Here is a 26,966-nt window from a genome sequence, read left to right as displayed (position 1 = left end):
CAAATCCGGCGCGCGCCAGCCGGGTGAGGGGCAAAACTCGCCTTCGGCTCAAACATGCCCCTCACAATTCCCGGCTGACACGCGCCGGATTTGGCAACGTCTCAATGCGGGGTACGTCAAAAGCAACCCCAACGTCAAAAGCAACTGCAACTGCAACTGCAACTGCAACTGCAACTGCAACTGCAACTGCAACTGCAACTGCAACGTCAACGTCAACACCAAAAGAAAAAGCCGCTGACGGTTCGCAATTTCTGCGAACCGCCAGCGGTTTTTTGGTTGCTGCCTGGTTTTACTGTTTTACTGTTTTACTGTTTTACTGTTTTGCTGCTACTGCTGTCGCTGCTTTTGCTTTTACTTCGTCACGCGCCATCACCACGCTCAGTTTGCTTGGGTCGATGTGTTTGCGGAAGGCTTCGTTGACTTGTTCTACTGTCAGGGCGCTGATCTTGTCTTCGATTTGCTTGCTCCAGACGAAGGTGCGGTCGAGGTCCAGGTATCTGGTCCAGCCGGCGCTGAGGGCGTTGTCCTGGGAGCGGGCGCGCTGGTTTTCCTGCAGGATGCCGGATTTGGCGCGGGCCAGTTCTTCGGCGCTGAAGCCTTCTTTCAGCACGCGCGCCAGTTCTTCCTTGACTGCCAGGTCGACTTTCTCCAGGTTTTGCGGAGCGGCGATGGCTTGCACCGAGAAGCGGGCGGCGCGGCTGATGGCGCTGATGTCTACCGAGGAACCGATGCCGTAGGACAGGCCTTCCTTCTGCCGTACCCGGTCCATCAGGCGCGATTTCAGGCTGCCGCCGCCGAACAGGTAGTTGGCCACCGTCATGGCCGGATAATCGGCGTCGTCGTCGCGCATGTCGAGATTCTGGCGCGCTACGTAGAAGCCGTTTTCCTTGTCCGGCGAGTTGATCACTTTCTGCATCGGCGCGACATCGAAGTTATGGCGGATCACGCGCTGGTAGGGCGCGGCGCTTTTCCATCCGCCGAACTCGTCCTGCACGACTTTAGTTACCGCGGCGACGTCGAAATCGCCGACGATCGCCAGCTCGCCTTGCGAGGCGCCGTAGAAATCATGATGGAAGGCAGTGACGTCCGCCAGCTTTGCGGCCTGGATGCTGGCGATCTGCTGGGCGGTGCTTTGCGCCGCCAGCCAGTGGCCTTGCGGATATTGATTGAAATGCTCGGCGATGGCTTCCGCCGCCAGCGTGTTCGGCTCGTTGCGCGCGGCTTCCAGCCCGACCAGGGCTTCCTTGCGCAGGCGCTCAAATTCCGCCGGATCGAACCGCGGCTGCTTGAGCACGCTGGCGACCAGCTTCAAGGCCGCCGGCAGGTTGGCGCGAGTGGTCTGGAACTGCGTCAGGCCGCCGCTGATCTTGAGCTTGGAAAACTCGTCGGCCAGCTGTTCGCGCGTCAGCGTGGCGGTGCCGCGCATCAGCATTGCATCGGCCAGCTCGGACGCCGTCTTCTTGCCGAACAGGCTCTTCTCGTCGCCCCATTTCAGATCGAGATTGACCGAGACGGTTTCGCCGCGCGTCTTCTTCGGCAGCAGCGCGACTTTCAATCCGCCTATCTGCGACCGCTGGGTACGGGCATCGATATTTGCTTGCGATGGATCGAAAACTTCGCCATCGGCGATGGCCTGCGCCGGCTTGTAGTCTTTCAGGACCTCGGCCAGGCCGGGCGCGGCGGGGACATCCGCGCGCAGCGGCTGGTCTTCCGGCAGGAACAGGCCGACGGTACGGTTGTCGCGTGTGAAGTAGTGCGCTGCCGCTGCCGCCACTTGGACAGAGGTGACCTTGTTGGAGCGGTCGCGGCCGAGGAACAGCAGGCGCCAGTCGCCCAGCGCAATCGTGCTGGACATGGCGACGCCGACGCGCTGGTGATCGTTCAGCAGCTTCTCGAAAGCGTTGGCGTTAGCCAGCCGTACGCGTTCTATTTCTTCCGCAGTAGGCGGCGTCTTGGCAAATTGCTCGACGCCGTCGATCAGCGCTTGCCGCACCGGTTCGATCGGCTCGCCTTTCTTGACCACCGCTGCGATGATTTCCAGGCCTGGCGCATAGCCGGTCATTTCATAGTTGAACACCGCGGTGGCCTTGCCGGTTTCGACCAGCGACTTGTGCAGGCGGCCGTTGGGCGTATCGGCCAGGATAGCGCCGGCATAGGCCAGGGCATCGGTGTCGGCGTGCAGTTCGCTGGGGATCTTGTAGGCGACCGCGACAATCTGCACGTCGCCCTGGCGCCGGATGGTGACGCTGCGCTCGCCGTCCTGGGTCGGCTCCACCGTCCAGAAATCGCGCATCTTGCGGGCCGGCTTAGGCAGCTTGCCGAAAGCCTGGTTGACCCATGCCAGCGTGGCGGCCGGGTCGAATTTGCCGGCGATCAGCAGCACCGCATTGTCGGGCTGGTAGTAGGTGCGATAGAAAGCCTGCAGGTTTTCTATCTTGACGTTTTCGATGTCGCTGCGGTTGCCGATGGTCGGCTTGCCGTAGTTGTGCCAATCGTAGGCGACCCCTTGCAGGCGCTTGATCAGCACCCCGAACGGCGAGTTCTCGCCCTGTTCGTATTCATTGCGCACCACCGTCATTTCACTGTCCAGGTCCTTGCGGGCAATGAAGGAGTGCAGCATGCGATCGGCTTCCATGTTGATCGCCCACTTCAGGTTGTCGTCGCCGGCCTGGAAGATTTCATAGTAGTTGGTGCGGTCGACATTGGTGGTGCCGTTGAACGACATGCCGCGCTGGCTGAAGTCCTTGGGAATCGAAGGGTGGTTGGGCGTGCCCTTGAACATCAGGTGTTCCAGCAGGTGCGCCATGCCGGTTTCGCCGTAGTTTTCGAAACGCGAACCGACCAGATAGGTCATGTTGACGGTGACGGTAGGCTTGGAAGCATCGGGGAACAGCAAGACCTTGAAGCCGTTGGCGAACTGGTATTCGGTGATGCCTTCGGCGGACGGCCCTTGGGTCACGCCGGCCGGCAGTGCGGTGGCGGCTTCCGTGATGCCGGTGAAGCCGATGCCGCAGGCCGCGGCCAGCAGATAGGACAGCACCCGGTTTGACCAGGGACGTTTACGGAATAAATGCATGAAATTTCCGATCTGTGGAGAGGTGGATGGACAAATATACGCTAAGGATGAAAGTAAGGAATCTGGATTCGGTGGGTGGCGTCATTGATGCTGCCTTCGGACAGAACAAACCTTGCATATTTTGCCATACAGGACTGATAAAAAAAGGACATTTGCGGGGCTGGCACAGAAAATCCCGACAGGCGGTTCGTGCACAGCGAACACAAATGTTCAACCTTGCGGTGTCGGACGGCCTGCATATTTTGATTGCAAAGCCAAAAGTTAAGCACTATTATTGGTCCAACCAATGGACCAATAAGCGGGTTTTGCATCAAAGGCTGACAGGTCCAGGCAAAACAACAAGGAGACAGAAGCAATGAGATTGCAAGGAAAACGCATCCTGCTGACAGCTGCCGGCCAAGGCATAGGCCGTGCCACGGCCCTGATGTTTGCCCGCGAAGGCGGGCAGGTGCTGGCGACTGACATCAACCCCGCCGCGCTGGCAGAAACCGCGGCGCTGGCGCGCGCCGCCGGCAACACGCTGGTCACGCAGCAGCTCGATGTCACCGACGCTGCCGCCGTGGCTGCCCTGGCGCAGGCCGAGGCGCCGTTCGACGTGTTGTTCAACTGCGCCGGCTACGTCCACCACGGCAGCATTCTCGATTGCAGCGAGAAGGACTGGGAATTCTCCTGGAATCTCAATGTGTCATCCATGTACCGCCTGATCCAGGCGCTGCTGCCGGGCATGCTGGCGCAAGGCCGCGGCTCCATCATCAACATGGCCTCGGCAGCTTCCAGCGTGAAGGGCGTGCCGAACCGTTTTGTCTACGGCACTACCAAAGCGGCGGTGATCGGCCTGACCAAGGCGGTCGCCGCCGATTTCGTTGCCGGCGGCATCCGCTGCAACGCCATCTGCCCGGGCACCGTGGAATCGCCGTCGCTGGAAGCGCGCATCAGGGAACAGGCCCAGCTGCAAGGCAAGCCGATCGCTGAAATCCAGGCGGCCTTTGTCGCCCGCCAGCCGATGGGACGGGTCGGCAAGGCGGAAGAAATTGCGGCGCTGGCGCTGTATCTGGCCTCCGACGAATCCTCATTCACCACTGGCGCCATTCACCTGATCGATGGCGGCTGGTCCAATTGATCCCGATGCATTCCAATTGAATACGAACCCGACAGTTGATTAACCAGGACTAGGAAAGCGAACCCATGAAGTTGTTGAGATACGGCCCCAAGGGCCAGGAAAAGCCCGGCGTGCTGGATGCGCAGGGGCGTGTGCGCGACTTGTCCGGCGTGGTGGCGGATATCGCCGGCCGCTGGCTGGCGCCTGCGGAGCTGGATAAATTACGGACTCTGGACCTGGAGCGCCTGCCGCTGGTGGACGGTACGCCGCAGCAAGGCCTGCGCCTTGGTCCTTGCGTGGGCGCGGTCGGCAAGTTCATCTGCATCGGCCTGAACTATTCCGACCATGCCGCCGAATCGGGCATGGAAGTGCCGAAGGAGCCGGTGGTGTTCAACAAGTGGACCAGCGCCATCTGCGGCCCGGACGACGATGTCGAAATCCCGCGCGGTTCGCTGAAGACCGATTGGGAAGTCGAACTCGGCGTGGTGATCGGCACGGGCGGCCGTTACATCGAAGAAGCGGACGCCCTCAAGCACGTGGCCGGCTATTGCGTCATCAACGATGTCTCCGAGCGCCAGTACCAGCTGGAACTGGGCGGCACCTGGGACAAGGGCAAGGGCTGCGACACTTTCGGTCCGCTCGGCCCCTGGCTGGTGACCGCCGATGAAGTGGCGGATCCGCACGCGCTGAATTTGTGGCTGGAAGTGGACGGCCATCGCTACCAGAACGGCAATACCGCCACCATGGTGTTCCGGGTGCCGGCGCTGGTCAGCTACCTGAGCCGTTTCATGAGCCTGCAGCCGGGCGATGTGATTTCCACCGGGACGCCGCCGGGCGTCGGCCTCGGGCAAAAGCCGCCGCTCTATCTGCGCGCCGGCCAGGTGATGCGGCTGGGCATCGATGGCCTGGGCGAGCAGCGCCAGCGCACCGTCTCACTTTGACCAGGAAGAGCACCACGATGACTACAATTCGCTCGATACGCGTACTGGATGTGCGTTTCCCTACCTCGCAAACGCTGGATGGCTCGGACGCCATGAATCCCGATCCCGATTATTCCGCCGCCTACGTGATCCTGGAAACCGACCAGCCAGGCCTTGAGGGCCACGGCCTGACTTTCACCATCGGCCGCGGCAATGAAATCTGCTGCGCCGCCATCAAGGCCATGGAACATCTGGTGGTCGGCCTCAAGCTGGACTGGATCAGCGCCGACATGGGGCGCTTCTGGCGCCACGTCACCTCCGACAGCCAGCTGCGCTGGATCGGCCCGGACAAGGGCGCCATCCACCTGGCCACCGGCGCCGTGGTGAACGCGGTCTGGGACCTGTGGGCCAAGGCCGAAGGCAAGCCGCTGTGGCAGCTGGTGACGGACATGTCGCCAGAGGAACTGGTGCGCGTCATCGATTTCCGCTACCTGACCGACTGCATCACGCCCGAAGAGGCGCTGGCTTTGCTGCGCGCCCAGGAACCGGGCAAGGCCGAGCGCATCCGTTCGCTGCAGCGGGAAGGCTACCCTTGCTACACCACCTCGGCCGGCTGGCTGGGTTATGAAGATGCCAAGTTGCGGCGCCTCTGCCAGGAAGCAGTCGACAACGGCTTCAACCACATCAAGCTCAAGGTCGGGCGCGACCTGGCCGACGATATCCGCCGCGTCACCATTGCGCGCGAGGTGATCGGCCAGGACCGGCAGCTGATGATCGACGCCAACCAGGTGTGGGAAGTCGACCAGGCCATCGCCTGGGTCAATCAGCTGGCCTTTGCCAAGCCGTGGTTCATTGAAGAGCCGACCAGCCCGGACGACGTCGAAGGGCACCGCAAGATCGGCGAAGGCATTGGCGCGGTCAAGATCGCCACCGGCGAAATGTGCCAGAACCGCATCATCTTCAAGCAGTTCATCATGCGCGGCGCCATCGATGTGGTGCAGATCGATTCCTGCCGCCTGGGCGGGGTCAACGAAATCCTGGCGGTGCTGCTGATGGCGGCCAAATACAAATTGCCGGTATGCCCGCATGCCGGCGGCGTCGGCTTGTGCGAGTATGTGCAGCATCTGTCGATGATCGACTATGTGTGCATATCCGGCAGCAAGGAAGGGCGGGTGACGGAGTACGTCGACCACCTGCATGAGCATTTTGTCGATCCCTGCGTCATCCGCGACGCCAGCTACATGCCGCCGACGGCGCCGGGTTTTTCGATTACGATGAAACCGGAATCGCTGGAGAAATACCGGTTCCGGGGTTGACCAGCATGTCTGCCGGTTGGAAATCGCCGGCAGTTGATCTATAAAGAGTAAGTGAAAACAATTATAAAAATGGAGACGGCAAGGTGGACTTACATTTAGCAGGAAAAGTGGTGATCGTGACCGGCGGCGGCGCCGGCATCGGCGGCGCGATCTCGCTGCAGCTGGCGGCTGAAGGCGCGATTCCCGTCATCCTGGGAAAAAGCCAGCCGGCGCCGGAATTCAAGACGGCGCTGCTGGCCCTGCAGGAAAAGGCGCGCATCATCCAGCTCGACCTGATGGACGAAGACAAATGCCGGCTGGCGGTGGCGCAAACCGTGGCGGAATTCGGCCATCTCGACGGCCTGGTGAACAACGCCGGCATCAATGACAACATCGGCCTCGATGCAGGCCGCGCAGCCTTCGTCGAATCGCTGGAAAAGAACCTGATCCACTACTACACCATGGCGCATTACTGCGTGCCGCACCTGAAGGCCAGCCGCGGCGCCATCGTCAACATCTCTTCAAAGACGGCAGTGACCGGCCAGGGCAACACCAGCGGCTATTGCGCCGCCAAGGGCGGCCAGCTTTCCCTGACGCGCGAATGGGCGGCGGCGCTGGCGAGCGACGGGGTGCGGGTGAACGCCCTGATCCCGGCGGAAGTAATGACGCCGCTGTATCGCAACTGGATTGCCGGCTTCGACCATCCCGAGGAAAAGCTGGCCGCCATCACCGGCAAGATCCCGCTCGGCAAGCGCCTGACCACGGCGGAAGAGATTGCCGATACGGCGGTGTTCCTGTTGTCGCCGCGCGCCTCGCATACCACCGGGCAGTGGGTGTACGTGGACGGCGGTTACAGCCATCTGGACAGGGCCCTGACCTGACGCGGCCTGATACGACTCGACAGGAGGCAGGCGCTTGCCTGCACCTTGATAGATTGATTTAACGCGACCGGCCTTGCCGCCAGCCGTGCATCATGAGAGTAGATATGCAGCAATCAGAAAACCCGGGCGTAGACAGGCAGGCCGAGGCCGCGCCGTCGGACTACATCATTTCCCTGGAAAACGTCACCAAGCGCTTCCCCGGCGTGCTCGCGCTGGACAACTGCCGCTTCGACCTGCAGCGCGGCGAAGTGCATGCGCTGATGGGCGAAAACGGCGCCGGCAAATCGACCTTGATGAAGGTGCTGGCGGGCGTCTATCCCAAGGATAGCGGCGAGATCCGCATCGAAGGGCAGCTGGTGGAGATTCCCAATCCGCGCGCGGCGCAGGCGCTGGGCATCGGCATCATCCATCAGGAATTGAATCTAATGAACCACCTGAGCGCGGCGCAGAACATTTTCATCGGCCGCGAACCGCGCGGCCGCTTCGGCATGTTCCTCGACGAAGATGCGCTGAACCGTAAAACGCGCGAAATCTTCAAGCGCATGCGCCTCGATCTCGATCCTGCCACGCTGGTGAGCGAGCTGACCGTGGCCAAGCAGCAGATGGTGGAAATCGCCAAGGCCTTGTCCTTCGATTCGCGCGTGCTGATCATGGATGAGCCGACCGCGGCGCTCAACAATGCGGAAATAGAGGATCTGTTCCGCATCATCCGGCAACTGCAGTCGCATGGCGTCGGCATCATCTACATCTCGCACAAGATGGACGAGCTGCGGCAAATCTCCAACCGCGTCACGGTCATGCGCGACGGCCAGTACATCGCCACCGTGCCGACCGCCGCCACCTCCATGGAAGCCATCATCGGCATGATGGTCGGGCGCCAGATCGACAACAGCGGACCGGAGGCGCCCGACACGTCCGGCAACGAGATTGTGCTGGAGGTCAAGGGCTTGCGGCGCGGCGCCTTCATCAAGGATGTGAATTTCAATCTGCGCAAAGGCGAGATCCTCGGCTTTGCCGGCTTGATGGGCGCCGGCCGCACCGAAGTCGCGCGCGCCGTTTTCGGCGCCGACCGCATCGATGCCGGCGAGATCCTGGTGCACGGCGCCAAGGTGTCGATCAGGTCGCCCAGGGATGCGGTGGCGCACGGCATCGGCTATCTGTCGGAAGACCGCAAGCACTTCGGCCTGGCCACCGGGCTGGACGTCAAGACCAATGTCGCCATGTCCAGCATGAACCGGTTCCTGAGCCAGGGATTGTTCCTGGACCAGGCGGCGATCCGCGCCACCGCACAGGATTACGTACGCCAGCTCAGCATCAAGACGCCCTCGGTCGAGCAGCCGGTGCGCCTGCTGTCCGGCGGCAACCAGCAAAAGATCGTGATCGCCAAGTGGCTGCTGCGCGATTGCGACATCCTGTTCTTCGACGAACCCACGCGCGGCATCGATATCGGCGCCAAGAGCGAAATCTACAAGCTGCTGAACAGCCTGGCGGAGCAGGGCAAGGCGATCGTCATGATTTCCTCGGAGCTGCCGGAAGTGCTGCGCATGAGCCACCGCATCCTGGTCATGTGCGAGGGCCGCATCACCGGCGAACTGTCGGCCGCCGAAGCTTCGCAGGAAAAGATCATGCAGCTGGCGACATTGCGCGACGATAAACGAGACGACAAACGGACAGCCCAAGCCGCCTGACATCCGAATCACTTACCTACGATGAAAACCACCATGGCAAATATCCAGAATCCCGTGTCACAAGCGCCGCAGCCCGGGCGGGGCGCCCAGGGCATATACGCGGCCGTCAAGGCCAAGATCTTCCATCCCGCCACGCGGCAGAAGCTGCTGGCGTTCGCCAGCCTGCTGGCATTGCTGGTGTTTTTCAGCTTCGCCTCCTCCAATTTCCTGGAGATCGACAACCTGGTCAGCATCCTGCAGTCGACCGCCGTCAACGGCGTGCTGGCCATTGCCTGCACCTTCGTCATCATTACCGCCGGCATCGACCTGTCGGTAGGCACGCTGATGACCTTCTGCGCGGTCATGGCCGGCGTCTTCCTGACCTACATGGGTTTGCCGATCTATGTCGGCATCGCCGCCGCGATTTTTTTCGGCGCCCTGTGCGGCTGGATTTCCGGCGTGCTGGTGGCCAAGCTCAAGATTCCCCCTTTCATCGCCACGCTGGGCATGATGATGCTGCTCAAGGGCTTGTCGCTGGTGATCTCCGGCACCAAGCCGATCTATTTCAACGATACGCCGGGCTTCTCGGCCATTTCGCAGGATTCATTGATCGGCAGCCTGATCCCGGCGCTGCCGATTCCTAACGCCGTGCTGATCCTGTTCCTGGTGGCGATCGCCGCCGGCATCATTCTCAACAAGACCATCTTCGGCCGCTATACCTTTGCGCTGGGCAGCAATGAAGAAGCGCTGCGGCTGTCGGGCGTCAACGTCGATTTCTGGAAGGTGGCGATCTATACCTTCGGCGGCGCCATCTGTGGCATCGCCGGCCTGCTGATCGCATCGCGCCTGAATTCGGCGCAGCCGGCGCTGGGGCAGGGCTACGAGCTGGATGCGATCGCCGCGGTGGTGATCGGCGGCACTTCGCTGTCGGGCGGCACCGGCACCATCCTCGGCACCATCATCGGCGCCTTCATCATGAGCGTGCTGATCAACGGCCTGCGCATGATGTCGGTGGCCCAGGAATGGCAAACCGTGGTGACCGGCGTCATCATCATCCTGGCGGTTTACATGGATATCCTGCGCCGCCGGCGTCAGTGAAAAGACATGAGCAAGTTTTGTACGTGCAATGATGTTACGGGGGAGTTCAGTTTCACCCGTCGTTGATAACCATAGAGGAGACTTGAAATGATAAAGAGAAGAGCAGTGAACATTGCCATCGGCCTGGCGCTTGCGCTGGGATTCAGCGCCGCGGCGACTGCGGATGAAGTGTATATCCCGCTGATTTCCAAAGGCTTCCAGCACCAGTTCTGGCAGGCGGTAAAGTCGGGCGCCGAGCAGGCTGCCAAGGATTTCAACGTCAAGGTATCGTTCGAAGGCCCGGAAACCGAAGCCATGGTCGACAAGCAGATCGATATGCTGTCGGCAGCCTTGGCCAAGAAGCCGAAGGCCATCGGCTTCGCCGCGCTGGACAGCAAGGCCGCCTTGCCGTTGCTGAAGAAGGCGCAGGCCGCGCACATCCCGATTGTCGCGTTTGACTCGGGCGTGGACAGCGACATCCCCGTGACCACTGCAGCGACCGACAACAAGGCGGCGGCAGCGCTGGCGGCCGACAAGATGGCGGAGCTGATCGGCAAGGAAGGCGAAGTGGCGGTGGTGGCGCATGACCAGACCAGCCGCACCGGCATCGACCGCCGCGACGGTTTCGTCGAGCGCATGAAGGCCTATCCCAAGATCAAGATCGTCAGCATCCAGTACGGCGGCGGCGACCAGCTGAAGTCGACCGAGATCACCAAGTCCATCCTGCAGGCCTATCCGCACCTGAAGGGCGCTTTCGGCACCAATGAAGGCTCGGCCATCGGCGTGCTCAACGGCGTCAAGGAAATGAAGCGCAAACTGGTGATCGTCGGATACGACTCCGGCAAGCAGCAGAAAGACGCAATCCGCGACGGCAGCATGGCCGGCGCCATCACGCAAAACCCGGTCGGCATCGGCTACAAGACCGTGGAAGCCGCGGTCAAGGCGCTCAAGGGCGAGAAGCTGCCTAAGGTGATCGACACCGGCTTCTACTGGTACGACAAGAGCAACATCGGCGACCCTAAGATCGCTGCAGTGCTGTACGACTGATCTTCCAGGCTCCATGCCGGACCGCTGCCGCCAGCAGGCTGCAGCGGCCGGGTAATCCAGCGCAATAGCAGACTCCCGTGACGGGTGCTGCCGGCAGCTGGCGCCATCAGCGCCTCTGCCGGTTGCGATCTGCTGCGCGCTCGCAATGCAAAAGGCTTCTAGCGAAGGTTCGAATCTATCTCCGGTGCTGAGAGGAGGGTGGTCGGACAAAATTTAACTATAAAGGGGACTCAACATGAAAAAACTTACATTGCAGTGCATGCAGGCAGCCATTGTGCTGATCGGCGCTGCCTGCAGCCAGGCGCAGGCGCAAACCAATGTCACCATCTACGGCCGGGTCGACGCCGGCGTCGATTACCAAAGCAGCGTCGCCCTGAAGGACGCCAACGGCAACCTGACCGGCCAGACCGGCAGCAAGCTGGCGGCTTCCGGCAACCAGTGGGGCACCAGCATGATCGGCTTCAAGGGGACCGAAGACCTGGGCGGCGGGCTGGGCGCCTTCTTCTTGCTGGAATCGGGCTTCGACGCCACCAAGGGCACCACCAACGGCAGCGCGCTGTTCAACCGGCGTTCGTACGTCGGCCTGAACGGCAGCGCCGGCTCGATCAAGTTCGGCAAGAACCTGTTCATCGTCAACGACGTCTGGTACCTCGATCCGACCGGCCAGCAATTCATGGGCACGGCCAGCCTGGTCAAGGGCCGCAACTGGCCGGGCGCCAATAACGTCATCGAATACCAGACGCCGACCTGGAGCGGCTTCAACGCCACCGCCCAGACCAGCCTGGGCGAAAAAGCCGGTTCCACCAAGAACGGCCGCAGCGACGGCATCTCCCTGGTGTACACCAATGGCGGCCTGGAGCTGCGCGGCATCTATGACGTGATCCGCGACACCAATGGCCGCTACACCGATGTCTACACGGCGTCCAAGGACCTGATCGTGGGCGGCACTTACACGATAGACGCGCTGAAGCTGTTTGCCGGCTACGAAAACATCTCGGCGCCGGACACCGCCGCGCCTACTGCGCCCGACAAGCTGAACCACTACTGGATAGGCGCCAACTACGCGGTGACGCCGGCCCTGACCCTGATCGGCGGCGCCTTCCACGCCAAGCTCAATCATGACGCCGGCAGCGCCAGCCTGTTCATGGTTGGCGCCAACTACAACCTGTCGAAACGTACGCTGTTGTACGCGGCCGTCGGCACGGTGCGCAACAAGGGCAATGCCGATTTTGGCACCGAGTTCGACAATCCTTTGCCGGGACATGCACAAAATGGCGGCTATGCCGGCATCAGCCATTCGTTCTAAGGCATAAGTCGCCGGCCTTGCCGGTGTCTCGCCGATCTTGCCGGATCTCCGAGGTTGAGGCAGCAGTTGCAGCAGTAGCAGCAATGTCGCTGTTGCCTCTTTTTTTTTGATTGCCTCCAGCCTCTGGCCCTGGCATGGATGGTGCGGACGTTGAAGAGATTTCCAAATCGGGGCCGCTACATAACTGGAGACGAGCGTCATGACGAAAAGCAAAAATGCTGAATTTCTTCCTGCTGTCGCTGCAACGATCACATCGGATAAAGGCGTACCGGCCAATCCCTCGCGGCGCAAATTGCTGGGCCAGATGACGGCGCTGGCGGCATCGCCGCTGGTGGCCGCTTGCGGCGGCGGCAGTGCCGACAGCCCTGCCGCTACGGTTGCGTCCGCCGCCCCCAGGGCAAGCAGCAAAGCCGACCTGCCCGGCATAGCCCGGACCGCGCCGATCGCCGGCAACGCCAGCCAGAACCTGTTCTACCAGACTGCGGGCAACGACTGGGCCAGCACCTGGCTGCCGATCGGCAATGGCCGTGCAGGCGCCATGCTGGCGGGCGGCGTGCTGCTGGAGCAGATGCAATTCAATGAACAAAGTTTGTGGACCGGCGTCAACAACTACGATGGCGACGCCTACGGCGATCCCTTCGGCAGCTACCAGAACTTCGGCAACCTGTCGCTGTCCTTCGGCGCCAGCCTGCCGCCGGCGATCACCTCGCCGAACGTCAGCGCCAGCGCCTCCAGTTCCGGCGAGGGCATCTTGTCCACCGTTGACGGCAATCTCAGCACCAAGTGGTGCATCGTCAGCCCGCCGAACCTGGTCACCTGGCAGGCAACGCTCTCCGCTGCTGCCGTCGTTTCCACTTACACACTGAGTTCTGCCAACGACGTGCCGGCCAGAGACCCGCTCCAGTGGGTGCTATCCGGTTCCAATAACGGCAGCAGCTGGACTGTGCTGGACAGCCAGAATTTCACAACGACCCCGTTCGCCAGCCGCGGTCAGACCAACAGCTATGCATTTTCAAACGTTGCTGCCTACAGCTATTACAAGATCGATTTCACGGTGTCGGCCGCCGCGCTCAACGACGGCCATTTCCAGATTGCGGAAATAGGATTGAACGGCGTGAGCCTGCTGCAAAACCCGTCGTCGCAGTCGCTCTATGCGTTCTCGCCGTCCGGCCATGGCATGGGTGCGCTGACCAGCTCCGGCAGCGAGCGCATCGACAGCTCAGTCGACGGCAAGGCGAACACCAAATGGTGCGTGTTCGTCAATCCGGGCGAGATCGTGCAATGGCAGATGGATCTGGGAGCGGCGCAAACCATTTCCAGTTACGCCCTGACCAGCGCCAATGACGTTCCGGCGCGCGACCCGCAGATCTGGACGCTGGCGGGCTCGAACGACGGCGTCAGCTGGACCCAGCTGGACAGCAAATCGATAGCGCCGTTCTCGGCGCGCGGGATGCAGCAGACTTTTGCATTGAGCGGTTCAAGCGGCTATCGCTACTGGCGCTTCAGCTTCGACACCTCTAAATGCCCGGCGGACGCCGGCTCCGGCGATCCCAAGAAGGGACACTTCCAGGTCGCGGAAATCGTGCTGAGCGGCTCCGCGTTTACCACGGCAGGCAAGGCCGTCGCCTGCGAATACGAACGGCGCTTGAATCTGCAGAACGGTTTGCAGACCACCAGCTACCTTTACGGCGGCAACTATTTCATCCGCGAGACATTTGCCAGCAAGGTCGACAACGTGATCGTCATGCAGCTGCGCTCGGAAGCGCCGGGCGGCCTGTCCGGCCTGCTGCAGCTGGCGTCAGGGCAAGCGGGCGATAGCGTTGCGGCGCTGGTTTCGGCCAACGAAGAAAGCCTGTCCTTCAGCAGCAGCCTTGCCGACAACGGCTTGAAGTACGCGGCCAAGGCGCGCCTGTTCCGCAGCAATGGCAGCGCCACGCAGAGCGGCGCGAATATCAAGTTCAGCGCTTGCGACAGCATCATGCTGCTGCTGGATGCCCGGACCAATTACGCGGCAAGCTACAGCGGCGGCTGGCGCAGCGACAGCGATCCGCTTGCCGTGGTTAACGCCACCCTGAGCGCGGCTGCGGCGCAGTCGTTCGCCACGCTGTATGCCTCGCATTTTTCGGATTTCCAGCCGCTGATGACGGCGGTGGACGCCAACTGGGGCAGCAGCTCGGCGGCGCTGCTCAAGCTGCCGACCGATATGCGCTTGAGCGCTTATCAGAGCACCAGCGGCAGCGCCGACCCTGCGCTGGAGCAGGCGCGCTTCCACCTGGGGCGCTATCTGCTCGCCAGCTGTTCAAGGAAAGGCGGCCTGCCGGCCAATCTGCAAGGCTTGTGGAACAACTCCAACAGCCCGCCGTGGCACAGCGATTACCACAACGATATCAACGTCCAGATGTGCTACTGGTCGGCGGAATCGACCGCCTTGCCGGACTGCCACCTGCCTTTGTCCGACTTCATCGTTGCCCAGGCGCCGGCCCTGCGCGTCTCGACGCAGGCGAACTTCCCCGGCAGCAGCGGCTGGACCGCGCGCACCAGCCAAAGCATCTTCGGCGGCGGCAGCTGGAACTGGTACACGCCGGTCAACGCCTGGTACATGCAGCACATGTGGGAGCACTATGCTTTCACGCATGACATGAACTATTTGCAGGCGACTGCGTATCCGATGCTGAAGGAAGTGGCCCAGTTCTGGATCGGGCAGCTCAAGCTCAATGCGAACCAGCTGTACGTGGTTCCCAGCACGAATGCCGGCTCGCCCGAACAGGGGCCGGCGGAGGATGGCGTGATGTTCGGCCAGGAACTGGTGTGGGACGTATTCCAGAATTTCCAGAGCGCCAGCGCCGCCCTGGCCAGCGCCGGCCTGGCTCCGGCAGGCGACAGCAGCTTGCTCGCTACCGTGAAATCGATGCAGGCAAAGCTTGCGCCTAACCTGATCGGCGCCAAAGGGCAGTTGCAGGAGTTCCAGGAAGACTATGAGTCCAGCCCTGCTCTGATGCAGAGCAAAGGGCTCAGCCTGACGCATCGCCACACCTCGCATCTGATTGCGGTGTATCCGGGCCGCCAGATTACGCCGGCCGCCACGCCTGCGTTTGCGCAAGCCGCCAAGGTCGCTTTGCTGGCCCGCTGCGGCCTGCCGCTGGGAACCGCAGCCGGCAACGTCTCCCTGGCCGACATCAGCGGCGACAGCGTCGAGTCGTGGACCTGGACCTGGCGCTGCGCCTTGTTCGCACGCCTGGCCGATGCCGAGAACGCGCTGACCATGATCAAGGGCAGCCTGAAAGACAGCACCTTTCCCAACCTGTTCACCGCCATGATGCCGGAGACCTTCCAGATCGATGGCGATCTCGGCATGCCGGGGGCCATGGCCGAGATGCTGCTGCAAAGCCATGAAGGGGTTATTGTGCTGCTGCCGGCTTGTCCCGCGGCATGGCAGGCGTCCGGCTCGTTTACCGGCTTGCGGGCGAGGGGCGGCTACAAGGTCAGCTGCGCGTGGAACAACGGTTCGGTGACTTCGTACAGCATCATCGCCGACAAGGCGCCTGACAAATCGCCAGTGAAGGTCCGTGTGAATGGCGTGGTGAGCAGTATCGTCCCGGCATGAATCCGGCGACCAGTTAGCGCCAATCTGGCGACAAGCGCGGGCCACTGAAGGAAACTTGAATCCGGATCGGCATTGCGGCGGGGAGGTGCTGCTTCTGCGGCAAAACGAGCGATGCTTGTTTTGCCGCAGAGGAGGAGGGAAGGGAGAGCTTCTGTAAAGCCTGTTTATTCGGTCGGCGGCACATAGCCGGTAGCGGCGTCGGCGCCGTCGCCGAAGAAATGCTTTTCCATCTGCGCCGCCAGGTATTTGCGGGCCCGCACATCGGCCAGGTTCAGGCGGTTTTCGTTGACCAGCATGGTCTGGTGCTTGAGCCAGCCAGCCCAGGCTTCTTTCGAAACGCTCTCATAGATGCGCTTGCCCAGTTCGCCCGGGTAAGGAGGGAAGTCGAGGCCTTCGGCTTCTTTGTCGAGCTTGATGCAATGAACGGTGCGTGCCATGGTTTTTCCTTGTAGATGATGCGAGCCCGGGCAACGGGCTCACTAATAAGATCAATAGATTGGAGGATGGTTCGACTGGCGCCGGATCTTGATTTTAAAGAGTCTTGATCAGCACCAGCGATTTTCGTTGCCAGTTATACATGTGCTGGCGGTCCTTGGGCAGGTCGTCGACCGTGGCGTGGACGAAGCCGCGCCGCAGGAACCAGTGCGAAGTACGGGTGGTCAGCACGAACAGCTTGCTGAAGCCGGCCGCGCGGGCGCGGCTTTCCATATGCTTGAGGATGCGTTCGCCGTCGCCCTGCGCCTGCACTTCCGGATTGACGGTAAGGCAAGCCATTTCCGCCATGCGCTCCGACGGGAAGGGATACAGCGCGGCGCAGCCGAAGATTACGCCGTCATGCTCGATCACCGAGAAGTAATGAATTTCGCGCTCGATCAGTTCGCGGCCGCGCTTGACCAGCGTGCCGTCGGCTTCCAGCGGTTCGATCAGCTTCAGGATGCCGCCGACGTCTTCAATCGTGGCTTCGCGCAGGCTTTCCAGGTTTTCGTAGGAAATCATGGTGCCCACGCCATCGTGGGTAAACAGTTCCAGCAGCACCGAGCCGTCGGTGGCGAACGGCACCACGTGGGCGCGCGGCACGCCGGCGTTGCAAGCCTTGATGGCGTGCTGCAGGTAGAAGGCGGAATCGGCCGGCAGGCAGCCGCTGTCCAGCACGGCTTGCGCCTGGTGCGAAGACAGCTCGCGGATTTCGGTATCGCCGGCATCCTTCATCAGCGGCGTTTCGCTGATGAAGATCAATTTTTCTGCACGGAGGGAAATCGCCGCCGAGACAGCCACGTCTTCCATGGTCAGGTTGAACGCTTCGCCGGTAGGCGAGAAGCCCAGCGGCGACAGCAGCACCAGGCCGCCGGCGTTCAGGATAGGATGGATGGTGTCGTAGTCGATCTTGCGCACCACGCCGGTCAGTTGCAGGTCGGCGCCATCGATCACGCCGAGCGGACGGGCGGTGACAAAATTGCCGGAAATGATACGGATGGCCGCATGCGCCATCGGCGTGTTGGGCAAACCCTGGCTAAATGCGGCTTCGATGTCCAGGCGCAGTTCGCCGGCAGCTTCCTTGGCGCATTCCAGCGCAGCGATATCGGTGATGCGCAAGCCGTTGTGAAAGCGCGCTTCGACATTGCGCAGCGTCAGCTGTTCTTCCACCTGCGGGCGCGAGCCGTGCACGATGACCACCTTGATGCCAAGCGCATGCAGCAGCGACAGGTCCTGCGCCAGCACCGGCAGCGCGCCGGCGGTCACCAGTTCGCCCGGAAAGGCGACCACAAAGGTCTTGCCGCGGAAGGCATGGATATACGGCGCGACAGAGCGCAGCCATTCTACGAATTCATTGGGGTTTTCCATGCCGCACATTATATACAGGACGTGATGCCGGCTGCAGGGATTCGATGATTTGGCGGCAATTTTATCGATGGCGTAGCTGGCTGGCGACAAGTGTTTCATGCCACGCGAGCGAAGACGATTTGCCTGCGCGCGTTCCCGCAATGCGATAATCCGGCCATGATAAATACGATTACAGTGGAATTTGAGCCCGCCGATGTGCAACAGCTGTTGCAGCACGCCGAGGCGGCGACCGAGCACCTGCCCTGCATGGGCGACCAGTTTGTCGCCAAATATTACGAGGGCGGCAAAGTGATCACCAAGAACGACTGGCCGGACGTCAGCCAGCTGGACCTGGCCAGGATCCCTCCCGCCCTGTTCATGGTCAACGATTCATTTCTCATGAGCAATGGCATCGCCGCCGAGCAAGCCGTGGCCTGTGTCTACAAGAACGGCCATATTCCTTCCGATCAGCAGAACGAAAGCGACGCCTTTGCCCTCGGTTCAGAAGAGTTGCCGAACGTGACCCGGATACTGGCCAGGGATTTTGCCGGCATCGAGACTGCCAGCAAGGTGAGGATCACCTTCCTGCATGATCCGCGCAAAGGGCCGGTGGTCACGCTGGAACTGGTGAATCCGGCGAATGAGACGCCGGATGTCCGAATAGTCAATCGGCGTCCATAAGACGGCGGTCCTGGCTCATTCCGCCGCCAGCTCCAGGCTGACAATAGTCAAGGCGCCATCCACCTTGTCGACCGCAAACTTCACCTTGTCGCCTGTCTTGAACTGCTCCAGCATGACCGGGTCGCCGGCCTTGAACAGCATGGTCATGGCGGGCATGCCAAAGTTGGGGATTTCATCGTGCTTGATGGTGATCTTGCCGCTGCCTGTATCGACCTTGCGGATTTCTCCGGCGACCATGGGCAGCGCGGTTTCGTCGGCCGGCGTGGTTTGCATTTCCTTGGCATCGCTGGTGCTTGCCATGCTGCTAAGAGGGATGCCGACGATCAGGGTGGCGAGAATAACGAATATTTGCAGGTATTGCATGGTCTTGATCCTTTCAAACTGAAGTGTCCGGTGTGTTCAATTTGGCATGTTGATATCGCTTATGCCGGGGGATGACTGAGGATACTCTGGCTGTTCTACTGTATGTGCGGCCGCGCTGGCGCTTATCAAGCTCCGCTTCAGAGGTCCATACTCGGCGACCGCAGGCAAAAAGTACCGGCTTTTTACAGCTCGTTACTAAATGCCAAAATGTCATTGTTTTGGAATTCTTGCTCAATTGACCGAGGCTTTGGCGGGAGCGGCGACGACTTTTCCGACCATGCCGGCTTCGTAGTGCCCCGGCTCCAGGCAGGCAAAATCGACCGTGCCGGCACGGTCGAACTTCCATACCAGCTCGTCGTTTTTGCCTGGCTCGACCGTCACCTGGTTAGGATCTGCGTGTTCCATCTCCGGCATCTTGCGCATCAGCGCCGCGTGCTGCGCCAGCTGGGCCGCGCTGCCGATCACCATTTCATGCTTCAGCTTGCCGTTGTTGCTGACCAGGAAGCGTATGGTTTCTCCTTGTCTGACACGGATGTCGGCGGGCGTGAAGCGCATATTGTCGCCCATGTCGATTTTGACGATGCGCGTGACGTCGGCCATCAGGCCGGGCTGGCCGATGGCGCCATCGCTGTCGGCGTGATGGTGGCCGGCGTCGGCATGCGCGGCGCCGGCAAAAACCAGTGAAGCGGACCAGAGCACGGAGATAAAGAGGGAAGTTTTCATGGATGGACTCCTTTGGTTGATGAAAATATAACGTTCTATTGATGGCGATGCGCGGCAGGCTTGACGACGTTGACGATCGCCTCCTTGTCTGCAGCGTCTGGCGCCGTCGGGCCGGGACTGCCGGCGGCCGGCAAATCGGCGGCCGCGCCTTGCCATTCATAAGCGACGCTGCCGGCGGGTGCGCGATACCAGCCGGGATCGCGATAATCGTTGCGCGCCAGTCCGGCCCGCACCTTGACCACGCTGAACATGCCGCCCATCTCCAGCGAGCCGTAAGGGCCTTGGCCACCCATCATCGGCAGGGTGTTGTCCGGCAGCGGCATTTCCATCTCGCCCATGGATCCGCCCTTGTCGCCCATCACCATGTAGTCGGGGATCAGCTGGTTGATTTTCTTCAGCACCGATTTTTGGTCGACGCCGATCATGGTCGGCACTTCATGGCCCATGGCGTTCATGGTGTGGTGCGACTTGTGGCAATGCAGGGCCCAGTCGCCCGGCTCGCTGGCGTCGAATTCGATGGCGCGCATCTGGCCGACGGCGATGTCGACGCTCACCTCCGGCCAGCGGCCGGCCGGGGGAGTCCAGCCGCCGTCGGTGCCGGTCACCACGAATTCGTGGCCGTGCAGGTGGATGGGATGGTTGGTCATGGTCAGGTTGCCGACCCGGATGCGCACCCGGTCGTGCTGCCGCACCACCAGCGGATCGATGCCGGGAAAGGCGCGGCTGTTCCAGGTCCACAGGTTGAAATCGGTCATTTGATTGACGCGCGGCGTGGCGGCGCCGGGTTCGATGTCGTAGGCGTTGAGCAGGAACACGAAATCGCGGTCGACCCGCATGAACGAGGGATCTTTCGGATGGGTGATCCAGAAGCCCATCATGCCCATCGCCATCTGCACCATTTCATCGGCATGCGGGTGGTACATGAAAGTGCCGGCGCGCCGCGCCGTGAATTCATAGACAAAGGTCTTGCCGGGCTTGATGCCGGGCTGGGTCAGGCCGGTGACGCCGTCCATGCCGTTCGGCAGGCGCTGGCCGTGCCAGTGCACGGAGGTATGCTCGGGCAGCTTGTTGGTGACGAAAATCCGCACGCGGTCGCCTTCCACCACTTCGATCGTCGGCCCCGGACTCTGGCCGTTGTAGCCCCACAGCTTGGCCTTCATGCCGGGCGCGATTTCACGCACTACCGGTTCCGCCACCAGATGGAATTCCTTGACGCCGTTGTTCATGCGCCACGGCAGCGTCCAGCCGTTCAGGGTGACCACCGGCTGATAGGGGCGGCCGCTGGCCGGGCTGAGCGGCGGCTGCGTGCCGGCCTGGGTTTGCGTTACTGCTTCGGGCAGGCTGGCGGCGGCGATGCGGCTGACAGCGCCGGCGCTGACCGCCAGCGCGGAGCCTTGCAAAAAGGCGCGTCTCGATAAATGGCTCATGCTTATTTCCCTTGTGGATTGGCGCTCGCCGCGGTTTGCGGCGGCTGGTTGACGGGGCCGCCCAGCGCCAACTGCATGGCGTTGTCCGCCATCCAGAAATCGCGCTCGGCGTCGATGGCGGCATTCACCGCATTGGCTTGTTCGCGGGCGTCCGCCAGCAGCTCGAAGACGCTGGACAGCATGCCGTTGTAGCGCAGCAGATATTCGTCCGAAACGCGCTTGCGCAGCGGCAGCACCTGATCGCGATAGTGGCGCGCCAGGTCGTAGGCGCTCTGGTAATCGGCATAGGAAACCCGTACCTGCGATTGCGCGTTCAAGGCGGTTTCCGCCAGCCGGTGCGCGGCTTGCATGTAGATCGCTTCCGATTTGGCGACGCGCGCGCCGCCCCAGTCGAACAGGGGAATCTCAAGGCTGACCTGGTAGCCCGTTTCGCGCGAGGCGCCCGGTTCGGAGTTGTGCAGATAAGCCAGCTCCAGCACGTTGATGAAGCGCGTGGCGCGGTTCAGTCCGAGGCTTTGCTGCAAGCCGTCCACTTCCAGTTTCGCTGCCGTGATGTCAAGACGCTGCGCCATTGCCAGCTGTTCGCTATCCTGCAAGGACGGGCGCTGTTTAGGCAGCTCGGGCAACTGCTGCGGCAGCGTGAATCCGCTTTGCTCGCTGCTGAGGCCTAGCAGGCGGATCAACTGTTCCCGCGCCGCCACCGCCAGCTGCCGCGAGCGCGCCAGCTGGGTCACGGCGTCGGCATGAAACGCTTGCTCGCGCGCCAGTTCCAGCTGATTGAAATTACCTGCCTGAGCCATTTTTCCAGCGAGTTCGCTGCTGGCTGCGGCGGCGCTTTCTACCTGTTCCTGATAGCGCACGCTCTGGCTGGCGGCGACGCTCCGGTAGTAGGCGTTGCGGGTGTCCGCGGCAACCTGCAGGATGCGGTTGGCGGTGTTCAGCTTGCCGACCTGGAATTGCCGGGCTTCGATGCGGGCAGTCACCGGCAAGGTCAGCAAGCCCATCACCGCCATGGAAAAGCTGCGGTCTATCTTGATGTCGTCGCCGCTGCGCGTGCGGCCGAAGCTGAAGCCGGGATTCGGCAGGCGGCTGGCCTGCACCCAGCTGGCTTCGGCGATGCCCAGCGCTTCATAGTCGGCTTGCAGGCCGCGGTTGTTGAGCAGGGCGATCTGCACGGCGGCGTCTACCGACAGCGGTTTTTGCAGCAGTTGCTGCACCATTTGCCGGCTGGCGGCACGCTCCTCATCGGTGCGCGCCCGCGGCGGCGTCTGGCCCAGACCCGGCTTGGCGAGTACGGCGACCTCGCCAAAACCCTGGTCGGGACTCAGGCTGGCGCAACCGGCCAGGACGGCCAGCAGCGCGGCAGGCAGCACGCGCCTGCGTAAAAAAATGAACATGGCATCCTCGATAACGAATCAAATGCAGCGCGATGCACCAGCGTTGGCGAGCACGCTCACAGGCGTGTGCGACGGCTACGGTTGCTGCATCGGCTGTCTGGCAAGCTTGCCGCTGCAGGGCATACAGCAAGAACTTGGAATGACGGCGTCAGGCGAGGAATGAAGGGGGGCGTTCAGGGTTCTCCGGCGTGTAGCCGACAAAACCCGACAGTGGGAAAACAACAGGATGAATCACCGGCAACGGCTGCACCGCGGTGAGCGGCGCATTGACCGGCAGCACGCCAACGCAGCAGGCTGCGCAGGAACTGCATGAAGTGGAGGAGTTGTCGTGCGAACCCGCATGATCGGAATCGCCATGCTGGACCTGGCCGGCGCTTTGCGTCTCGGCATGATGATGCGCCATGCCGGCATGGCCGTCGACACCGGCGACCAGCGCCACTGCAGGTTTTTCCGGGCCGCAGAAAACCATCGCCGCCGCCGCGTATCCCTGCAAGGGGATTGCCAGCGCCAGCAGCAGTATTAACAGGTTCTTCAGGCGGGTCAGGGAAAACATGGTTCGGATTCTAGCATCGTTTTACAGTTTGGCAAGCCCGTCGAGGATCGGGCAATCCGGCCGCGCATCGCCGTGGCAATGGCAAGCCAGCTGTTCCAGCGTGCCCTTCATCGCCTGCAGTTCCTTGATCTTGTCGTCCAGTTCGGCGATATGCGTCAGCGCCAGCTGCTTGACCTTGCTGCTGGGACGCGACTGGTCCAGCCAGAGGCCGATCAGCTCGGCGATCTGCTTCATCGAGAAGCCCAGCAGACGGCCTTGGCGGATAAAGCGCAGCAGGTGCACATCGCGCTCGGCATAGGTGCGGTAGCCGGCGTCGCTGCGGCTGGCGGCCGGGATCAGGCCGATTTCTTCATAGTGGCGGATCATCTTGGCCGAGACGCCGGAAGCACTGGCGGCGTCGCCGATATTCATGGCCTTAGTTGTCATGCGGTGCCTCCTTGGCGGACAGATTGACAGGCGGATGCGCGGCGGGCCGCCAGCGGCGCAGCAGCAACGCGTTGCTGACCACGCTGACGCTGCTGAAGGCCATGGCGGCGCCGGCCAGCACCGGATTGAGGTAGCCCAGCGCCGCCAGCGGAATGCCGATCAGGTTGTAGATGAAAGCCCAGAACAGGTTCTGGCGGATCTTGCTGTAGGTGCGGCGCGAGATGTCGATGGCGTCGGCCACCAGGCCCGGATCGCCGCGCATCAGCGTGATGCCGGCGGCCTGCATGGCGACGTCGGTGCCGGTCGCCATGGCGATGCCGACATCGGCCGCCGCCAGCGCCGGCGCATCGTTGATGCCGTCGCCGACCATCGCCACCACGGCGCCGCCGGCCTTCAAGTCGATGACAGCCTTGGCTTTGCCGGCCGGCAGGATTTCCGCATGGATCTCGCTGATGCCAAGCCGGCGTCCGACTGCATTGGCGCTGCCGCGGTTGTCGCCGCTCAGCATGGCGACCCGGATGGCCTGCTGCTGCAATTGCTGGATCGAGGCCTTGGCGGTTGGCTTGATTTCATCGCCGAACGCCAGCAAGCCGCTCACCGTACGCTGGCCGTCCTGCTCGGTCGCCAGCCAGGAAATGGTGCGGCCTTCCGCTTCCAATCCGGCCGCCGCGGCGGCCAGCGTTGCGGTATCCATCCCCAGTTCCTGCATCCAGCGGCTGCTGCCCAGGAAGCATTGCGCAGCGCCGATGCTGGCTTGCACGCCGCGTCCGGCGACGCTCTGCACCTTGCTGGCGGCCAGCGTCGGCGCGATGCCGGCCTGGCCGGCGGCGGCGATGACGGCGCGCGCCAGCGGATGTTCGCTGTTGCGCTGTACGGCCGCCGCCAGCGCCAGCAAATCTCTGGCGGCATCCGCGCCGGTCGCCGTCGGCAGGTAGTTGAGCAGCACAGGATGGCCGACAGTCAGGGTGCCGGTCTTGTCGAAAGCGACGACGCCGATGCGGTGCGCGATTTCCAGTGCTTCCGCATCCTTGATCAGGATGCCGAAGCGCGCCGCGATGCCGGTGCCGGCCATGATCGCGGTCGGCGTCGCCAGTCCCAGTGCGCAAGGGCAGGCAATCACCAGCACCGCCACCGCATTCAGCAACGCCTGCTGCCAGTCGCCGCTGCTGAAGCCCCAGCCCAGCAAGGTCAGCAAGGCGATTGCCAGCACTACCGGCACGAACACCGCGCTGACCTGGTCCACCAGGCGCTGGATCGGCGCCTTGGCGGCCTGCGCATGCTCGACCATGCGGATGATGCGCGCCAGCGTGGTTTCGGCGCCGATGGCGGTAGTCGTGACCAGCAGCAGGCCGTTGCCGTTGATGGCGCCGGCGGCAACCCGGTCGCCGGCCTGTTTTTCCACCGGCAGGCTTTCGCCGGTCAGCAGGGATTCGTCGACCTGGCTCTGGCCTTCCAGCACCTGGCCGTCCACCGCGATGCGCTCACCGGCGCGCACCACCACCACATCGCCGAGCTGCAAGGCAACGACGGCGATGTCATGGTCGGCGCTGTGGGCGCCTTGAGTGCGCCGCACCGTCGCGCGTTCCGGGCGCAGCGCGTTCAAGGTCCGGATCGCATCGGCGGTCTGGCGCTTGGCGCGGGTTTCCAGCCATTTTCCCAGCAGCACCAGGGTGATCACCGCCGCCGATGCTTCGAAATACAGATGCGCCATGGCGCCATGTGCCTCCGCCAGCAGCAGATACAGCGACAAGCCGTAAGCAGCGCTGGTGCCTAGCGCGACCAGCAAATCCATATTGCCGCTGCCTGCCTTGAGCGCGCGCCAGCCGGCCCGGTAGAAGCGGGCGCCGAGCCAGAACTGCACCGGCGTCGCCAGCGCCAGCTGCCACCAGCCGGGCAGGGCGCCGTCGCCGCCGAACGGCATCAGCAGCATCGGCAGGATCAGGGGCAGTGTCAGCACGCCGGCGGCGGCCACCGGCCACCAGCTCGGCAATGCAGGTTTGCCGGCGCCTGGCGCCGGGGCATCTGCCGTTGATGACGGCAGCGCGGCTTCGTAGCCCGCTGCCTGCACCGCTGCAATCAGGCCCTCCAGCGGCACTACGCCGGCGGTGCTCAGGGTGGCTTTTTCGCTGGCCAGATTGACTGCCACGCTTTGCACGCCCGGCACCTTGTACAAGGCTTTCTCGACCCGGTTGACGCAGGATGCACAGCTCATGCCTTCAATGGCGAGCGTGATTTCCTGTTGCTTGACCGCATAGCCGGCTTTTTCCACCGCCGCCACCAGCGGGCCGATGGCGGTTGCGCTGTCGCCTTGCACGGTGGCCAGTTCGGTCGCCAGGTTGACGCTGACATCCTGCACGCCGGCGACCTTGCGCAAGGCCTTTTCGACATGGGCAACGCAAGAGGCGCAGCTCATGCCCTCGATCGCTAACTGGAATTCGGTCAATGCCTGGGTACTGCTCATGGTGGACTCGGTTCAGGGAGTGGGGATAGCTTGATGATGGACCTTCCAACGATGGGAAGGTCAAGCATAATTTTAACAGCCTGCGCTTTTTGCCGTTTTTTGCGCTGGAAAGCTCTACCGGCTATACGCGTTGCGCTATATGGCGGAGGGTGCCGGCAAGTTAGGATTCCTCTCCAAAGCCCCCTCCACCAGTTAACTTGTCAGGAACGCATCATGTCCAAGCCAGCCAATTTCGAGAATTATCATATCCGCAAGTGGTACACCCAGATCGACGACACGCTGGCCAATGAAAACGGCATGCTGGCCGACGGCAAGCCTTTGCGCAAGATCGTCATCGCCGCCGCCATCCACAATCCCTATGCCGGCCGCTTCAGCGACAACCTGGACCTGATCCTGGCGAATTCTCCCGCGCTGGGCCGCGAATTCGGCCGCCGCATCGTCGCCGCGCTGGCAGGGGAAGAGCTGGAAAGCTACGGCAAGGCTTGCATCGTCGGCATCGCCGGCGAATACGAACACGGCAACGCTTTCCTGACGCCAGCCATGGTGATGCCTATCCGCGAAGCGATCGGCGGCGGCAAGGCGTGGATTCCGTCAGCCGGCAAGCGCGGCGTGCCCGGCGCCGAACTGGATATTCCGCTGGCGCACAAGCATGCCTTGTATGTGCCGTCGCACTACGACACCGTCACCAGCCAGTTCTTCGACGCGCCGAACGCCGATGAAGTGGTGGTGGCGTTTGCCGTGGCTACCCGCGGCCGCCTGCATGCGCGCCTGGGTGGCCTGAAAGCCAATGAAATCGAAGGCAAGAACGGCCTCAACTGATCTCGGCAGCGCCAATCCGGGCTTGACCTTGCTACCGTGGGAAGGTTTATAGTGGGTGTAGCGATCAACTCACCCATGGGGCAAAACATGATTCAATTCACTGTGCAAGACATGACTTGCGGCCATTGCGCCGGCCGCATCACCAAGGCCATCAACGGCGTCGATGCAGGCGCCAAGGTGGATATCAAGATCGACAGCCACACCGTGGCTATCCAGAGCCAGGCCAGCGCCGCTGAACTGGCCGAGGCTATCAAGGACGCCGGCTACACGCCGCAGCTGCAGGCCTGAACCGATGCAGCGGCGACGGCAGGATTGCCTGCCGT

The 26,966-nt window shown here is 62.3% G+C and carries 24 protein-coding genes; 14 read left to right on the top strand and 10 right to left on the bottom strand.

The features are described from left to right. A partial coding sequence (locus tag KHU30_RS08710; protein WP_211442132.1) for a hypothetical protein occupies positions 1-238 on the top strand: 238 nt, incomplete at its 5' end. A gap of 75 nt (positions 239-313) precedes the next feature. Here KHU30_RS08710 and KHU30_RS08705 read toward each other — a convergent pair. Further along, positions 314-3,076, bottom strand: coding sequence for a M16 family metallopeptidase (locus tag KHU30_RS08705; protein ID WP_211442131.1), 2,763 nt, complete (start codon positions 3,074-3,076; stop codon positions 314-316). A gap of 26 nt (positions 3,077-3,102) precedes the next feature. On the opposite strand from KHU30_RS08705, the gene KHU30_RS08700 reads away from it, so the two are divergent. From KHU30_RS08700 to KHU30_RS08655, 10 genes are all read left to right on the top strand, one after another. Further along, positions 3,103-3,435 carry a hypothetical protein gene (locus KHU30_RS08700; RefSeq protein ID WP_211442130.1) on the top strand — a complete coding sequence of 111 codons (333 nt, stop codon included), beginning with the start codon at positions 3,103-3,105 and terminating at the stop codon, positions 3,433-3,435. Further along, entirely contained in the window at positions 3,432-4,196 is a 765-nt protein-coding gene (locus KHU30_RS08695; protein ID WP_211442129.1) for an SDR family oxidoreductase, read from the top strand. The genes KHU30_RS08700 and KHU30_RS08695 overlap by 4 nt, the downstream gene beginning before the upstream one ends. 65 nt (positions 4,197-4,261) lie before the next feature. After that, positions 4,262-5,116: a fumarylacetoacetate hydrolase family protein gene (locus KHU30_RS08690; protein ID WP_211442128.1), complete on the top strand. Its 855-nt coding sequence runs from the start codon at positions 4,262-4,264 to the stop codon at positions 5,114-5,116. Between the two features lie 17 nt (positions 5,117-5,133). Continuing rightward, entirely contained in the window at positions 5,134-6,411 is a 1,278-nt protein-coding gene (locus KHU30_RS08685) for an L-fuconate dehydratase (protein ID WP_211442127.1), read from the top strand. Positions 6,412-6,494: 83 nt separating this feature from the next. Further along, complete coding sequence (locus KHU30_RS08680; RefSeq protein WP_211442126.1) at positions 6,495-7,271, top strand: SDR family oxidoreductase; 777 nt, start codon at positions 6,495-6,497, stop codon at positions 7,269-7,271. A gap of 104 nt (positions 7,272-7,375) precedes the next feature. Then, complete coding sequence (locus KHU30_RS08675) at positions 7,376-8,959, top strand: sugar ABC transporter ATP-binding protein (RefSeq protein ID WP_211442125.1); 1,584 nt, start codon at positions 7,376-7,378, stop codon at positions 8,957-8,959. A gap of 33 nt (positions 8,960-8,992) precedes the next feature. Beyond that, positions 8,993-10,036, top strand: coding sequence for an ABC transporter permease (locus KHU30_RS08670; RefSeq protein ID WP_230411347.1), 1,044 nt, complete (start codon positions 8,993-8,995; stop codon positions 10,034-10,036). A gap of 87 nt (positions 10,037-10,123) precedes the next feature. Then, positions 10,124-11,062: an ABC transporter substrate-binding protein gene (locus KHU30_RS08665; protein WP_211442124.1), complete on the top strand. Its 939-nt coding sequence runs from the start codon at positions 10,124-10,126 to the stop codon at positions 11,060-11,062. 235 nt (positions 11,063-11,297) lie between these two features. Then, positions 11,298-12,368, top strand: coding sequence for a porin (locus tag KHU30_RS08660; RefSeq protein WP_211442123.1), 1,071 nt, complete (start codon positions 11,298-11,300; stop codon positions 12,366-12,368). A gap of 199 nt (positions 12,369-12,567) precedes the next feature. Next, the gene (locus KHU30_RS08655; RefSeq protein WP_211442122.1) at positions 12,568-15,972 is read left to right on the top strand and encodes a glycosyl hydrolase family 95 catalytic domain-containing protein; all 3,405 of its coding nucleotides are present in this window, start codon (positions 12,568-12,570) and stop codon (positions 15,970-15,972) included. A 164-nt stretch (positions 15,973-16,136) separates the two neighbouring features. On the opposite strand, the gene KHU30_RS08650 is transcribed toward KHU30_RS08655, so the two are convergent. Next, complete coding sequence (locus tag KHU30_RS08650) at positions 16,137-16,409, bottom strand: oxidative damage protection protein (RefSeq protein WP_211442121.1); 273 nt, start codon at positions 16,407-16,409, stop codon at positions 16,137-16,139. A 94-nt stretch (positions 16,410-16,503) separates the two neighbouring features. Next, positions 16,504-17,814 (bottom strand): amino-acid N-acetyltransferase, encoded by a 1,311-nt coding sequence (gene argA, locus KHU30_RS08645; RefSeq protein WP_211442120.1) that lies wholly within the window; start codon positions 17,812-17,814, stop codon positions 16,504-16,506. 156 nt (positions 17,815-17,970) lie between these two features. On the opposite strand from argA, the gene KHU30_RS08640 reads away from it, so the two are divergent. After that, a complete protein-coding gene (locus KHU30_RS08640; RefSeq protein WP_211442119.1) occupies positions 17,971-18,474 on the top strand; it encodes a hypothetical protein in 504 nt (167 codons plus the stop codon). A gap of 15 nt (positions 18,475-18,489) precedes the next feature. Here KHU30_RS08640 and KHU30_RS08635 read toward each other — a convergent pair whose 3' ends face one another. From KHU30_RS08635 to KHU30_RS08605, 7 genes are all read right to left on the bottom strand, one after another. After that, entirely contained in the window at positions 18,490-18,837 is a 348-nt protein-coding gene (locus KHU30_RS08635; RefSeq protein WP_230427238.1) for a copper-binding protein, read from the bottom strand. A gap of 231 nt (positions 18,838-19,068) precedes the next feature. Continuing rightward, the gene (locus KHU30_RS08630; RefSeq protein WP_211442118.1) at positions 19,069-19,560 is read right to left on the bottom strand and encodes a cupredoxin domain-containing protein; all 492 of its coding nucleotides are present in this window, start codon (positions 19,558-19,560) and stop codon (positions 19,069-19,071) included. Between the two features lie 35 nt (positions 19,561-19,595). Then, positions 19,596-20,987 (bottom strand): multicopper oxidase family protein, encoded by a 1,392-nt coding sequence (locus tag KHU30_RS08625; RefSeq protein ID WP_211442117.1) that lies wholly within the window; start codon positions 20,985-20,987, stop codon positions 19,596-19,598. A 2-nt stretch (positions 20,988-20,989) separates the two neighbouring features. Then, positions 20,990-22,384, bottom strand: a complete 1,395-nt coding sequence (locus KHU30_RS08620) for a TolC family protein (RefSeq protein ID WP_211442116.1) — start codon at positions 22,382-22,384, stop codon at positions 20,990-20,992. Positions 22,385-22,532: 148 nt separating this feature from the next. Beyond that, positions 22,533-22,937 carry a hypothetical protein gene (locus KHU30_RS08615; RefSeq protein WP_211442115.1) on the bottom strand — a complete coding sequence of 135 codons (405 nt, stop codon included), beginning with the start codon at positions 22,935-22,937 and terminating at the stop codon, positions 22,533-22,535. A gap of 21 nt (positions 22,938-22,958) precedes the next feature. Beyond that, on the bottom strand, positions 22,959-23,348 hold the full coding sequence (cueR, locus tag KHU30_RS08610; RefSeq protein WP_211442285.1) for a Cu(I)-responsive transcriptional regulator: 390 nt from the start codon (positions 23,346-23,348) through the stop codon (positions 22,959-22,961). Positions 23,349-23,352: 4 nt separating this feature from the next. Next, the gene (locus KHU30_RS08605; protein WP_211442114.1) at positions 23,353-25,824 is read right to left on the bottom strand and encodes a heavy metal translocating P-type ATPase; all 2,472 of its coding nucleotides are present in this window, start codon (positions 25,822-25,824) and stop codon (positions 23,353-23,355) included. A 213-nt stretch (positions 25,825-26,037) separates the two neighbouring features. Here KHU30_RS08605 and KHU30_RS08600 point away from each other — a divergent pair, with 213 nt between their 5' ends. Together KHU30_RS08600 and KHU30_RS08595 are read left to right on the top strand one after the other, a co-directional pair. Then, entirely contained in the window at positions 26,038-26,643 is a 606-nt protein-coding gene (locus tag KHU30_RS08600; RefSeq protein ID WP_211442113.1) for an amino acid synthesis family protein, read from the top strand. An 87-nt stretch (positions 26,644-26,730) separates the two neighbouring features. Next, the gene (locus tag KHU30_RS08595) at positions 26,731-26,931 is read left to right on the top strand and encodes a heavy-metal-associated domain-containing protein (RefSeq protein ID WP_098496151.1); all 201 of its coding nucleotides are present in this window, start codon (positions 26,731-26,733) and stop codon (positions 26,929-26,931) included. The last annotated feature ends 35 nt before the right edge of the window (positions 26,932-26,966 follow it).

This window comes from Collimonas humicola (genome assembly GCF_018304945.1).
Classification (GTDB): Bacteria; Pseudomonadota; Gammaproteobacteria; order Burkholderiales; family Burkholderiaceae_D; genus Collimonas; species Collimonas humicola.
This window is presented reverse-complemented; position numbering and strand designations above follow the sequence as displayed.

Coding starts and splice junctions, on each gene's coding strand:
- argA (WP_211442120.1), bottom strand. CDS start 17,814: ATGGAAAACCCCAATGAATTCGTAGAATGGCTGCGCTCTGTCGCGCCG.
- KHU30_RS08600 (WP_211442113.1), top strand. CDS start 26,038: ATGTCCAAGCCAGCCAATTTCGAGAATTATCATATCCGCAAGTGGTAC.
- KHU30_RS08630 (WP_211442118.1), bottom strand. CDS start 19,560: ATGAAAACTTCCCTCTTTATCTCCGTGCTCTGGTCCGCTTCACTGGTT.
- KHU30_RS08595 (WP_098496151.1), top strand. CDS start 26,731: ATGATTCAATTCACTGTGCAAGACATGACTTGCGGCCATTGCGCCGGC.
- KHU30_RS08635 (WP_230427238.1), bottom strand. CDS start 18,837: ATGCAATACCTGCAAATATTCGTTATTCTCGCCACCCTGATCGTCGGC.
- KHU30_RS08665 (WP_211442124.1), top strand. CDS start 10,124: ATGATAAAGAGAAGAGCAGTGAACATTGCCATCGGCCTGGCGCTTGCG.
- KHU30_RS08605 (WP_211442114.1), bottom strand. CDS start 25,824: ATGAGCAGTACCCAGGCATTGACCGAATTCCAGTTAGCGATCGAGGGC.
- KHU30_RS08690 (WP_211442128.1), top strand. CDS start 4,262: ATGAAGTTGTTGAGATACGGCCCCAAGGGCCAGGAAAAGCCCGGCGTG.
- cueR (WP_211442285.1), bottom strand. CDS start 23,348: ATGAATATCGGCGACGCCGCCAGTGCTTCCGGCGTCTCGGCCAAGATG.
- KHU30_RS08660 (WP_211442123.1), top strand. CDS start 11,298: ATGAAAAAACTTACATTGCAGTGCATGCAGGCAGCCATTGTGCTGATC.
- KHU30_RS08625 (WP_211442117.1), bottom strand. CDS start 20,987: ATGAGCCATTTATCGAGACGCGCCTTTTTGCAAGGCTCCGCGCTGGCG.
- KHU30_RS08670 (WP_230411347.1), top strand. CDS start 8,993: ATGGCAAATATCCAGAATCCCGTGTCACAAGCGCCGCAGCCCGGGCGG.
- KHU30_RS08620 (WP_211442116.1), bottom strand. CDS start 22,384: ATGTTCATTTTTTTACGCAGGCGCGTGCTGCCTGCCGCGCTGCTGGCC.
- KHU30_RS08640 (WP_211442119.1), top strand. CDS start 17,971: ATGATAAATACGATTACAGTGGAATTTGAGCCCGCCGATGTGCAACAG.
- KHU30_RS08700 (WP_211442130.1), top strand. CDS start 3,103: ATGGACAAATATACGCTAAGGATGAAAGTAAGGAATCTGGATTCGGTG.
- KHU30_RS08650 (WP_211442121.1), bottom strand. CDS start 16,409: ATGGCACGCACCGTTCATTGCATCAAGCTCGACAAAGAAGCCGAAGGC.
- KHU30_RS08615 (WP_211442115.1), bottom strand. CDS start 22,937: ATGTTTTCCCTGACCCGCCTGAAGAACCTGTTAATACTGCTGCTGGCG.
- KHU30_RS08695 (WP_211442129.1), top strand. CDS start 3,432: ATGAGATTGCAAGGAAAACGCATCCTGCTGACAGCTGCCGGCCAAGGC.
- KHU30_RS08655 (WP_211442122.1), top strand. CDS start 12,568: ATGACGAAAAGCAAAAATGCTGAATTTCTTCCTGCTGTCGCTGCAACG.
- KHU30_RS08685 (WP_211442127.1), top strand. CDS start 5,134: ATGACTACAATTCGCTCGATACGCGTACTGGATGTGCGTTTCCCTACC.
- KHU30_RS08705 (WP_211442131.1), bottom strand. CDS start 3,076: ATGCATTTATTCCGTAAACGTCCCTGGTCAAACCGGGTGCTGTCCTAT.
- KHU30_RS08675 (WP_211442125.1), top strand. CDS start 7,376: ATGCAGCAATCAGAAAACCCGGGCGTAGACAGGCAGGCCGAGGCCGCG.